This window comes from Streptomyces sp. NPDC051907, from assembly GCF_040681075.1.
Classification (GTDB): Bacteria; Actinomycetota; Actinomycetes; order Streptomycetales; family Streptomycetaceae; genus Streptomyces.
This window is the reverse complement of the sequence record NZ_JBFAYB010000166.1, coordinates 1-9,839: the sequence shown is the minus strand read 5'-3', so window position 1 is coordinate 9,839 and position 9,839 is coordinate 1. Positions and strand designations below refer to the sequence as shown.

The following is a 9,839-nucleotide window of genomic DNA, read 5'->3' as shown; positions in this document are numbered from 1 at the left end:
GTGGGGTTGAGCGGGCGGGGGTGGTGGAGCGGCTGGTCGAACAGCCGCTGCGCCGTGGGGTTGTCGGCCGCGATCAGCGACAGGTCGTACCCGGCCGAGGCTGGCCTCCCGGGCCAGCCGCAGCCGGGCACCCCGCCCAATCTCGGCGGCCTGTTCTCTTCTGGCGGCCGGGTGCGCACGCTCGCCCACGCCACCCCTAGCGACCCGGCCGCCCGGCCGGGCGGCCACCCGGCCGACATGCTCCAGCAGTGGACGGCGCGTGCGACGGCGCAGGGGTAGCACGCACCGGCGCACGCGATGCCCCGGCCGGTTCCCCCGACCGGGGCATTCGCTGTGCCATGTGGAGTAACCCGGCCGCTCGGCCGTTGTGGCCGCGCCCGCCGGTGCGCTCCCATGGGGCGAGACGATCCCGGATCGTCCTCCGCGCCCGGCGAGTCCCAGACGCCAGGCGACCCGGCCGCCCGGCCGGGCGGCCGTCAGTGGAGAGCGGGGAGCCCGTGCCGTTCAGGGCAGCGGGGCAGCCGCCGAGACTGCGCAGACCGGGGGGTGAGCTGGCGCTGCGGGACTCATCGCCAGCGGCAGGCGGCGCGCTCTGCCCCGTGTTGCGTGGGGGCGGGGCGCGCCGCCCGCTTACGCGTCCACCAGCGCCGGGGCCGTGGCCGACCGGACCAGGGCCTTGGCGGTGTCGAGCCGGACGGCCGCGTCGCGGAGCTGGGCCAGGGTGATCTCCACCTGGGCGACGGCCCCGTGGGCGAGCTGGCGGCGGGGCGGCGGGGCTGCCTGCTCCGCGTGGCGGAGATCCGGCAGCAGCCGCTCCAGGTCGGCGATGGTGTCTCCCACGCGGGCGAGCGAGTCGTGGAGGACGGTGCGCGGCGCGGGTTCATCCAGGGGCTTGGTCATCAGCCCACTGTGACAGCCGTTCACCTGTCCGTCACCCGGGGCCGACAGACAATAGCCCGCAAGGCTGACCGTTTCTTCTGGCGGAAGCGCCCCATGCGCGGCCGCGCTCTGGGAGACTGGGCGCGCTTCGCTCAACACCCGAGCAGCCCCCGGTCTCCCACCGCGCCGGGGGCTGCTGCGGTTTCGGGAGGACCCGTGAAGCACCCCGAGTTCGAGCTGGGCCCGCGCCGACTGATCCCGGCCCTGCCGGAGACGGACCCTGAGCTGGGCGAGATCCGCTGGGGGCAGTGGGAGCAGGCGCTCTGCGTGACCCACATCCCCGGCGACTGCGAGACGTGCGAGTACCCCGGCCCGATGCGCAACGCGCGCGGCCTGACGCTCCACCAGGACCCGCCGCACCGCCCCCTGCTGAGGCGCTCGCGGATCGCCGAGGGGCAGCGCCCCGTCTGGGGCCAGCCGGTCACGCCGGAGCCTCGCTGGGTCTACACCCACTGGGCGCGCCGGTGCCCGCACTGCGACGAGATGGAGGTCTGGCGGATGAAGGGCTGGGTCCGCATCCACTACCACCCCTTCACCGAGGGGCGCAAGGTTCCCCCGCAGGACGGCACTCTGTTCTAGGCTCTCGCACATGACGGAGACCAAGACCTCACGCAGGACCTCGGACATGAAGTTCGAGGAGGCGCTGGCCGCGATGCGCGGCGGGGACAAGGTGGCGCGCGCCGGGTGGATCCAGCCGGACAAGTGGGTCCGTCTGGTGCCCGCGCGCATGGACGAGCGCGAGGCGGGCCGGGTGCACGCCTCCTACTTCGAGTTCAAGCAGGGCGACGGCTCCCTGGTCCCCTGGACCTTGACGCACAACGGAGTCCTCAGCGAGGACTGGTACGTCGTGGAGTAGCGGGCGCGCCCGCTACACGCAGCGGTCCCCACGGGGGCCGCTGCCGTCTTGTGGAGGCTTGTGGGGGGCCAGGGTCGGGTCGGACGTCCACCAGTGGCACCAGCCGCAGTAACCGTTCTGCACGTCGCCGGGGTGCCAGCTCGTCCGCTGGCAGTCCGGGCACGTGTTGCTGGGGCGCGGGTCCCCGAGAGTCTCTGTCATGCCGCCTATGGTGCCGTTATGGACTTCGCAGAGGCACTGGGCATCTTGGCGGGCGGCGGCTGGGAGCCGCACGGGTGAGCGGTTCCGTCCCCCGTCTGTGCCTTCACTCGAAAGATGAGGTGTCGCCCGAGTGCCGGTCGCACCCGCACATAGGCGGACGGCAATGTGCCATGAAATGCCAGTCTTGCCAGGTCCGACGCGTGTGCTACTGCCACACCGGCGGCCGGTGGTGGCGGCACCCGGTGCGAGCCGGTCGGTACTTTCTTGGCGAGCTGCGATACAGGTTTCTATCCGTGCCGCTACGCTGAGTCTCGCGACGAAACAGGTCCGCGCACAGCAGTGCCCCAGCCGAAAGTCATGCGGCGGCTGGGGCACTGCTGTGTCTGCGTGGATCAGGCGTACGGCAGGTCTGTTGTCAGCGGCGACGGGTGCGGCCGGGGCCGAGGGTCGCCTCGGTGCGGATCGTGCGGGTCTCGTCGCGGTCCAGGGCGTACGCCTGGAGCGTGGCGACGCCTTCCGCGTACGCCCGTCGGACGCGGTGGGTGCCGTCGATGAGCATGTAGGCGGGCTCGCCGTCGTCGGCGATGGCGAGGTCCGCCATGATCACGGGCACGGAGAGGTCGGCCTGAGTCAGGGCGTAGTCCTCGTCCACGTCGCCGCGCAGGAGCGGGACCCGACCCTCTGCCAGGTACTCCGCCATCGGCTTCTCCAGCGACAGCATTCGCGCGGTGGCGGGGACGTCGATGGTGTGGAGCTGGCGGTCGGGCGTGGCCGCGATGATCTCGAGGGCCTGGTCGATGCTGAAGAGGAACGGGCCGAAGGTGAACCACTGGGCGACCGTGAAGTAGTCGGCGTGCAGGGCCTCCAGTTCGGCCTTGGGCAGGCGCTCCAGGCGGCGCTGCTCGTTGGCGTCGGCCTTGATGCCGTCGGCGCTGCGGGCGGGGGCGCTGCCCAGGGCGCGGTGGGCCATGATCTCGGCGGCGAGCTGGGACTTGGTGGCCATGCTGACTCCTCGGGTCTTGGGGGCGGAACCCCTGATGTGACACGAGATTAGCGTAAGTCATCCCGGAATGCAAATCCTGTGTCTCATGCTCATGGATTGTGACGGACCCGTGCGCGACCGCCCGCCCGGCCGCCCTCCCGGCCGGGTAACTTGCTGTCATGGCTACACCACTCTCCGCTACCAGGTTCCTGGCGGCGCTGCGCGACGAGGGCCTGACCGTTGTCGAGGTCGGCAACTGGCGTACCCACAACCGGGGTCAGCGCGGCGACGGCTGGGGCCCGGTCCACGGCGTCCTCCTCCACCACACCGTCACCAAGGGCACCCAGTCCAGCATCGACATCGTCCGCGACGGCTACGCGGAACTCCCCGGCCCGCTGTGCCATGGGCTGATCGACAAGGACGGCAAGGTCTACCTCGTCGGCTACGGCCGCACCAACCACGCTGGGCTGGGCGATCCCCGCGTACTGGACGCTGTCATCGCCGAGAAGTCGCTCCCGGCCCCCCGCTACGGCGAGAGCGCCAAGGACGGCAACGCCCGTCTGTACGGCTTCGAGTGCGTCAACCTGGGCGACGGCAAGGACAGTTGGCCCGCCGTCCAGGTGGAGGCCATGGTCCGGGCGAGCGCCGCGCTCGTCCGCGCCCACGACTGGGGCAAGGACGGCAAGACCAGCGTCCTGGCGCACAAGGAGTGGCAGTACGGCAAGCCAGACCCTCGGGGCCCCGGCTTCCCGACGATGGCCGTCATCCGCGACCGCGCCCACGAGCGCCTTCAGCACCCGCCGTCCTGGTCCCCGGGCGACGACGAAGGCGGCCCGAGCCAGGCCACCTACACCGTCAGGGACGGCGACACCCTCACCGAGATCAGCGAGCGGTTCGACGTCAGCGTGGACCGGCTGGCCGCGCTGAACAAGCTCAAGGACCCCGACGAGATCGCGGTCGGCCAGCGTCTCAAGCTCAAGTAGGAGGCCCGTTATGCCTTTCGTCTCTTCGCGCCGCTTCAAGTGGGACACCGCGGAGCGTCTGCTCTGGACCACGCTGGAGTTCGGGGTCGGCCTCGGCATCACCGAGGTGACCCCGCTGACCACCTGGTGGGCCGCGCCCATCGGTCTCGGGCTGGTCCTGCTCAAGGCGGCCATCGGCAAGAAGATCGGCCAGCGGAACACCGCGTCGTGGCTGCCGTCCACCGCCGACCCGGCCGGTACCCCCGCGCCGGTCCCTCCTCCCGCCTCGCCGTGAGGCGCCAGGCCGCCCGGCAGCGCCTCGGCCGCCGGGGCGTACCCCTGCTCCTGGTGGGCGTCGGGCAGGTCTGCTGGGGGATCGGGTTCATCGCCGTGCCGGTCACCGACCAGCGCGGCCTGGTGGCGCTCCTGGCGGTCATGCCGCTGTCCGCGTGGGCGTGGGTGTGGGTGGCGGCCGGGCTGATCGCCTGCGCGTCGGCGTTCCTGCCCGAGGGCCGCGACCGCTGGGGGTACGTCGCGGCCGTCATGCCGCCGCTGACGTGGTCGCTCGGCTACTTCTGGACCGCCGTCCAGACCGAGTACCTGCGGGCGGTGTTCGTCGCCCTCTGGTACCTCCTGACCCACACGTTCCTCATCTTGTGGGCGTCGTCCGTCGCGGAGTACAGCATCCCGAGGCGGAAGTGGCGCTCCCGCCGCGCGCCGCCGCTCTACCTGTTCGGCGTCGGGATGGTCACCTGGGCCATCGGGTACGTCGCCGCCCCGTCCACCAACACGCGCGGCCTGGTGCCGCTGCTCGGCATCATGCCGATGAAGGCTTGGGCGGCGGTCTGGTTCTTCACCGGCCTGATCACCCTGACCTGCATGATCCTGCCCGAGGGTCCGGACCGCTGGGGGTTCATGGGCGCGGCGGCGCTGCCGCTGCTGTGGGCGGGCTCCTACGCCTGGGAGTGGATCACCGGGGACTACGAGCGCGGCGCGTTCGTGGCCGTCTTCTACCTGACCTCGCAGGCGGGGATGGCGGCGTGGGCGTCGGGCGTGCCGGAGTACGAGCTGCCGCACTGGGCGGAGGAGAGGAGGGCCTGATGGCGGGCGGTGGCAGCATCTGGTCGGCGGTCGGGGAGGTGGGAGCGGCCGGTCTGTCGGCTCTGGGGCTGGTGCTGGCGGGCATCGTGGCGGCCAGGGCCACGGCGTCCGCCGCGCGCACCAGCAACGAGGCACAGGAGGCCGTGCGAGCCAGCAAGACGGCGGAGCTGGCGGAGCGGGACCTGCTGGTGCGGGCGCTGGCGCGCAGCTACGACGAGATGCGGGCGTGGGCCAAGAACCCCGTCGGCCCGCCGCCGGAGCCCAACGAGCGGACCCGCCTGTTCATCGAGACAGGCACCTAGGACGCCGGAGCCCCCGGCCCGTACGGTCACGGGTCGGGGGCTCCGGTCTGTCTGCGTGGATCAGGTGCGGGCGGGGCGCGCCTTGAGGCCCATCACCAGTTGCAGCAGCAGGGAGGGGATGTTGCCGTCCACCTCGTACCCCGGTGTGGTGGCCGTGGCGTGCATCCCCTCCCACGCGCACGGCCGGACCAAGCCGTCCGTGCGGCACTGGGTGGTCATGTAGAGGCGGCCCATGGTGTCCACGGCCGTCATCATGCGCGTCTCCACCCGTCCGGCCAGGGTCTCGAACCGGGGGACGGAGGCACCGGCCTGCCTGCGCCGGTGGATCTCCGGCATCTGCTCCTCCGGCGGGGCCCAGCCCTCGGTCCGCAGGTAGAGGCCGACCAGATCCGGGGGGACGTTGCGCAGCGTGTCGCCGATCATGCCGGGCACGGTGTCCGATGGGCTGGTCAGGACGTGCACCAGGGAGCGCAGCAGGTTCTTCGGGTCGCCCTTCCACAGGGGCGAGGGAATGGCCAGCGCTTCGGCGTGGATGCCGCCCTTCTCGTGGAGGTACAGGAAGCCGAGTTCGGGCTGCTCGTCCCAGCGGCGGCGCTGCTTGAGCAGGTTCTCCATCCGGTAGGCGAACTTCTGCGCCTGGTACGTGGGCAGGTTCGGGACGCTCATGATCCGGCCTCCTCGCCGGTGACCGCGTTGTGCAGGTCGTCCTTGGCGTGCTTGCAGCAGTAGACGAACCGGGTGGCGCGGGCCTGCTCGATGGCGGGCTTCTTCTCGATCCACTTCTGGATCGTCTGCGCGAGGCACAGCACCGCGAAGACGATCACGACCGCGACGGGCCAGGTCAGCCAGCTCATGACGTGAACTCCCCGTCCATGGTCAGGCGCTCGTCGTGGTGGCGCCGGGCGGCGGGCGGCACGTCGCGCAGCAGGCCCTCGCGGCGCAGGCGGGCCAGCAGTCGCCACTCGGCCTGGGTCTCGCACGACATGGCGAAGGCGGGTGTGTTGTTGAACGGGGTGGCCGGGGAGTTGTGCAGCTCCTCGGCGCGGTCCCCGTAGATGGTGAAGGGGGTGTACTGGGCCAGGTCCGGCGGGACGGTCCAGGCAGGCTTGGTCTCGTTGGTCATGCCGTGTCAGTCCTGTGAGTTGAGGCGGAAGTAGGCGGCTAGGACGTCGCCTACGTGCTGGTTCTGGCGGGGGCTGAGCTGTACTGCGATGGTACGGACGCCTTCGTGGTCCTCGGGGGCGGAGGAGGCGGGCTGCCCGGGGAAGGTGGAGGCGTAGCGGGCGGCCAGCAGCAGGGAGCGGGCCTGCTCTTCGGGCATGCGGTGCTCGTGGCTGACGATCATGGCTACGCCGTCCAGGCTGACGCGGACCGCGAGCTCGTCGGCCAGGCGGAGGGTGATGTGGTCGCCGTCCAGTAGCCGGTCCTCGATCCGGCGGTCGCGGGTGGTGACGCGGGGCAGCCGCCGGAGGAGGCGGGGCCACCTGGGGTTCATTGTCGTGTCTCCCGTCCGCCCGCCCGGCCGGGTGGCCAGGCGGGCAGGTGTGCATGGATGGGGTGCAGGGCGAAGGCTATTGCGTCAGGCATCGGCGTCGGGCGCGATGCCGGGCACGTAGCCCATGAACTCCCAGAGGGGCGCTGCGGCCTTGAGGAACGCCTCGGCGGCCGCCGCCAGGCGGCACTTCCTGGCGGCCAGGACCGCGTCCGCCAGGTCCACCTCGCTGAACGCCGGGCGGGAGGCGGCCTGCGCCTCGCCGTACACCTCGGGGAGGATCTCGCAGAGCTCGTCCCAGGTGCAGGTCTCGCTGTACCCGTGGGCGTGCAGCCTGCGGAAGAAGGCTGCGCCGGTCTCGTGGGTGACGAGCTGGGTCATGTCGGCCCCGTCGACCGGGAGGGAGGGGTTGGCGAGCACGTCGGCCAGGTGGAGGCGGAAGCGGTCGGCCGCCTCCACGTGCAGGTTCATGGCCTGGAGCAGTCCGGCCACGGCTTCCTTGCGGGAGGGGCGGCCGGAGGCGGGGAGGCGGATCTCGGTCAGGGGCACGCCCTCGGCGCGGGCCGTCTGCGCCGGGATCGCGGCCAGGTCCCGGGCGCGGCTGTCGCGGACCCGGCCGGGCCGGTCGCGTCCGCCGGTGTCGATCTGGTCGGCGGGGTCGCCGGGCGAGAGCTGGCGACAGGGGCCGGGACGGTTGTCAGTCATCGGTCTTCTTCCCCTTCGGGGTCTTCTTGGGAGTGCGGCGGGGGGTGCGGTTCATGACGGCGGTGCGCCGGTCGGCGAAGCCGTCGGCGTAGGCGCGGAAGGCCTCCCATTCCATGCCGGTCCGGGGGGCCTGCGCGCCGGTGATGTGGAACGTGGCCAGGTAGCGGTCGCCGTCGTGGGCGAGTTCGACCTTCCAGCCGGGTCGGGCCAGGCCGTCGGTCTGCCAGCGCCGGAGCTGCCGCTTCATCTTCGCGGCGACGTCTTCCTGGGTTACGCGTTCTGCGCGTTCAGCGAGAGTCATCACGTTTCGTGCTCGCTCCTGTCGGGTCAGTAACCGGGGCACCCCCCGGCCGGGTAACACTAGGTTAGCTTCTCCGGCCGGTGGGTACAAACCCTATGTAACACGGCGTGTCACCGGGGCAGGGCGTACCCCTTCGCCTCGATCGCCTCCCAGTCGGTGCGCTCCCGGCCCCACGGCACCAGGGCTGCCACGCCGTAGTCCCACCGGCGCACCTCCAGCCCCTCCGGCCGGAGCACGTACGTCCAGTCCATGCCGCCCGCCCCGGTCTCCGTCTCGCGGGCGGGGGCCTCGGGCTCGCCGTGGTCGTGGCAGTAGCACTCGCTCCGCCCGAACGACTCCGCGAGGAACGACCACCCGGCGGAGTGCTCGTCGATGAAGAACTCGGCCGCCAGCCGGGGGTCTCCGGAGAACCGCGTGACGACGTGGGCGTACAGGTGCTTGCCCGCGCCGGTCGGCATCCCGTCGGCGTCGCCGTAGACGCCGGTCCACTTGGCGGGGTCGGCCTCGTCGGGCCGGGCGATCACGAATCGTGTGCTCATGCGTCGTCCTATCTGCGTGGATCAGGCCACCGCGTCGCGGGTGGCGCGGTGGGCGTGGACTTTGGCCAGGCAGGAGCGGGTGGAGCGCATGAACCGCGTCGCGGCCTGCTTCTCGATCTGCGCGAACAGGGCGTCCACGGCGTCGGCGTGGCCGGTGTCGTGGTCGAGCGCCTTCTCCATCGCGTCGCGCAGGGCCTTCTCCGTCTGTGTGACGACCCGGCTCGCGTCCGCCTCGCTGGAGGGCTCCTTGGTGAAGCCGTCCACGCAGACGGCCCACAGGCGCGCCTCGTGGGCGGCGCGGACGCTCGTGCGCAGGTCGCTCGCCTGGGGGAGCCAGCCCGGCAGGATCTTGCCGTCCTGTTCGCGGCTGCCGAGCGTCAGCTCCTCGGTCGCCTCCTGGGACCGGCGCAGCGCGGCGGCGGCGCACATCCACAGGTAGGCGGCGGCCTGTTTCACGTAGACCGCGTGCAGCGTGTCCCACGGAACGGGGGTGGGGTCGGTCATGGGCAGGTTGCTGATGCAGTCCCGGCGGACGAACCGGTCCGGCGCGGTCACGCCGACCGTGCCCTCCCGGTACAGGCGCGCCACGGCGTCGGCGACGGACGTGGCCGGGAAGCGGCGGCGGGCGGGTCGTCCCGGCGGCACGGTCTCCCGCTCGGGGTGGTCGCAGCCCACCAGGTGGACGGCGTAGTAGCCGCCCTCCACGGGGACGAGTTCGACGGGGAACTCTGGCATGGCTTGGTCTCCTGTCTGCGTGGATCAGTGCTTGCCGATGAGGCGGGCGCGGACGGCGAGGAGCCGCTTCAGCAGCTCCATCTCCTCCACGTCGGTCTCCTGCTGGCCGCCGAGGACGTCCTCCGGCAGGGGGATGACGAGGTCGATCTTGTCGGCGGCCAGGCCCTCGTTGAGGTCCGCGATGCGCCCGGGTTCGACGGGCAGCCTGACCCAGGCGTCCACCCCGGCGATCGACACCCCGAAGGTGAGGCCCCGGTGCAGGCGCGCCTCGAGCACGCCGCCGGTGGACATCCGCTCCGCCAGCTCGTCGTCGGTCGCGCCGAGGATGCTGTCGTCCTGTTTCATGCCTCGTCTCCGGTCTGCGCGGATTCGTCGTCGTCGGTGATGGGGGTGTCGTCCTTGTGGAAGGCGCGGCCGACCTCCCGCGCGGGCACGTAGCGGCGCGACCACTGGAAGGCGGCCACGGCCTCGCGCCGGTTGCGGTAGGCGTACTCCCACCAGTGCCGCCACTCGTCGCCGAAGATGAGCGACGGCTGGGCGAGGACGTAGGTGCCGTGGGGGTGGCGGGCCAGGGAGCACGCGAAGCCGTAGCGGGCGTGGTGGGCGACGGTGGCCTGGCCCAGCCCCCACGGCAGCACCGGCCCGGTGGGCACGCGCCCGGCGGGCGGCTGCTTCCTGTGGTTCCCGGCGGCGTGCTGGGCGGCGCGGACGGCGGCGCGGCGGC

20 protein-coding genes are annotated in these 9,839 nt (G+C 72.0%); 7 read left to right on the top strand and 13 right to left on the bottom strand.

What is annotated here, in order from left to right; genetic code table 11:
* The coding region (locus AB0M39_RS40215) for a hypothetical protein (RefSeq protein WP_365373641.1) at nt 1-279 on the top strand (279 nt) is incomplete at its 5' end.
* 351 nt (nt 280-630) lie between these two features.
* Here the strand turns inward: AB0M39_RS40215 and AB0M39_RS40210 are convergent.
* Nucleotides 631-900, bottom strand: a complete 270-nt coding sequence (locus AB0M39_RS40210) for a hypothetical protein (protein WP_365373638.1) — start codon at nt 898-900, stop codon at nt 631-633.
* Nucleotides 901-1,095: 195 nt separating this feature from the next.
* Between AB0M39_RS40210 and AB0M39_RS40205 the strand changes: the two genes are divergently transcribed.
* Both AB0M39_RS40205 and AB0M39_RS40200 read left to right on the top strand, forming a co-directional pair.
* Entirely contained in the window at nt 1,096-1,518 is a 423-nt protein-coding gene (locus AB0M39_RS40205; protein ID WP_365373636.1) for a hypothetical protein, read from the top strand.
* A 10-nt stretch (nt 1,519-1,528) separates the two neighbouring features.
* Complete coding sequence (locus AB0M39_RS40200) at nt 1,529-1,795, top strand: MW1434 family type I TA system toxin (protein WP_365373633.1); 267 nt, start codon at nt 1,529-1,531, stop codon at nt 1,793-1,795.
* Between the two features lie 12 nt (nt 1,796-1,807).
* Here the strand turns inward: AB0M39_RS40200 and AB0M39_RS40195 are convergent, their stop codons facing one another.
* Together AB0M39_RS40195 and AB0M39_RS40190 are read right to left on the bottom strand one after the other, a co-directional pair.
* Entirely contained in the window at nt 1,808-1,996 is a 189-nt protein-coding gene (locus AB0M39_RS40195; RefSeq protein WP_365373630.1) for a hypothetical protein, read from the bottom strand.
* 415 nt (nt 1,997-2,411) lie between these two features.
* Nucleotides 2,412-2,999, bottom strand: a complete 588-nt coding sequence (locus AB0M39_RS40190) for a hypothetical protein (protein ID WP_365373627.1) — start codon at nt 2,997-2,999, stop codon at nt 2,412-2,414.
* 158 nt (nt 3,000-3,157) lie between these two features.
* Here AB0M39_RS40190 and AB0M39_RS40185 point away from each other — a divergent pair, with 158 nt between their 5' ends.
* Genes AB0M39_RS40185 through AB0M39_RS40170 form a run of 4 tightly spaced genes read left to right on the top strand, consistent with a single transcriptional unit; the run spans nt 3,158 to nt 5,343 of the window.
* A complete protein-coding gene (locus tag AB0M39_RS40185; RefSeq protein ID WP_365373625.1) occupies nt 3,158-3,961 on the top strand; it encodes an N-acetylmuramoyl-L-alanine amidase in 804 nt (267 codons plus the stop codon).
* Nucleotides 3,962-3,971: 10 nt separating this feature from the next.
* The gene (locus tag AB0M39_RS40180) at nt 3,972-4,235 is read left to right on the top strand and encodes a hypothetical protein (RefSeq protein ID WP_365373622.1); all 264 of its coding nucleotides are present in this window, start codon (nt 3,972-3,974) and stop codon (nt 4,233-4,235) included.
* On the top strand, nt 4,232-5,041 hold the full coding sequence (locus AB0M39_RS40175; RefSeq protein ID WP_365373619.1) for a hypothetical protein: 810 nt from the start codon (nt 4,232-4,234) through the stop codon (nt 5,039-5,041). The genes AB0M39_RS40180 and AB0M39_RS40175 overlap by 4 nt, the downstream gene beginning before the upstream one ends.
* Nucleotides 5,041-5,343, top strand: coding sequence for a hypothetical protein (locus tag AB0M39_RS40170; RefSeq protein WP_365373617.1), 303 nt, complete (start codon nt 5,041-5,043; stop codon nt 5,341-5,343). Before AB0M39_RS40175 ends, AB0M39_RS40170 begins: the two co-directional genes overlap by 1 nt.
* Nucleotides 5,344-5,403: 60 nt before the next feature.
* Here AB0M39_RS40170 and AB0M39_RS40165 read toward each other — a convergent pair whose 3' ends face one another.
* The 10 genes from AB0M39_RS40165 to AB0M39_RS40120 all read right to left on the bottom strand — a co-directional run.
* Nucleotides 5,404-6,009: a hypothetical protein gene (locus AB0M39_RS40165; RefSeq protein ID WP_365373615.1), complete on the bottom strand. Its 606-nt coding sequence runs from the start codon at nt 6,007-6,009 to the stop codon at nt 5,404-5,406.
* Nucleotides 6,006-6,197, bottom strand: coding sequence for a hypothetical protein (locus AB0M39_RS40160; RefSeq protein WP_365373612.1), 192 nt, complete (start codon nt 6,195-6,197; stop codon nt 6,006-6,008). The genes AB0M39_RS40165 and AB0M39_RS40160 overlap by 4 nt, the downstream gene beginning before the upstream one ends.
* Complete coding sequence (locus AB0M39_RS40155) at nt 6,194-6,466, bottom strand: hypothetical protein (protein ID WP_365373609.1); 273 nt, start codon at nt 6,464-6,466, stop codon at nt 6,194-6,196. Before AB0M39_RS40155 ends, AB0M39_RS40160 begins: the two co-directional genes overlap by 4 nt.
* Nucleotides 6,467-6,472: 6 nt before the next feature.
* Entirely contained in the window at nt 6,473-6,838 is a 366-nt protein-coding gene (locus AB0M39_RS40150) for a hypothetical protein (protein ID WP_365373607.1), read from the bottom strand.
* Between the two features lie 84 nt (nt 6,839-6,922).
* Nucleotides 6,923-7,540, bottom strand: a complete 618-nt coding sequence (locus AB0M39_RS40145; RefSeq protein ID WP_365373604.1) for a hypothetical protein — start codon at nt 7,538-7,540, stop codon at nt 6,923-6,925.
* The gene (locus AB0M39_RS40140; protein ID WP_365373601.1) at nt 7,533-7,844 is read right to left on the bottom strand and encodes a hypothetical protein; all 312 of its coding nucleotides are present in this window, start codon (nt 7,842-7,844) and stop codon (nt 7,533-7,535) included. Before AB0M39_RS40140 ends, AB0M39_RS40145 begins: the two co-directional genes overlap by 8 nt.
* 107 nt (nt 7,845-7,951) lie before the next feature.
* Nucleotides 7,952-8,380 carry a hypothetical protein gene (locus tag AB0M39_RS40135; protein ID WP_365373599.1) on the bottom strand — a complete coding sequence of 143 codons (429 nt, stop codon included), beginning with the start codon at nt 8,378-8,380 and terminating at the stop codon, nt 7,952-7,954.
* 21 nt (nt 8,381-8,401) lie between these two features.
* Nucleotides 8,402-9,115, bottom strand: a complete 714-nt coding sequence (locus AB0M39_RS40130) for a hypothetical protein (RefSeq protein WP_365373597.1) — start codon at nt 9,113-9,115, stop codon at nt 8,402-8,404.
* 24 nt (nt 9,116-9,139) lie between these two features.
* Entirely contained in the window at nt 9,140-9,460 is a 321-nt protein-coding gene (locus AB0M39_RS40125; RefSeq protein WP_365373594.1) for a hypothetical protein, read from the bottom strand.
* Nucleotides 9,457-9,839, bottom strand: a 383-nt coding sequence (locus tag AB0M39_RS40120; protein WP_365373591.1) for a hypothetical protein, incomplete at its 5' end; no start/stop codon positions are given. The genes AB0M39_RS40125 and AB0M39_RS40120, both read right to left, overlap by 4 nt.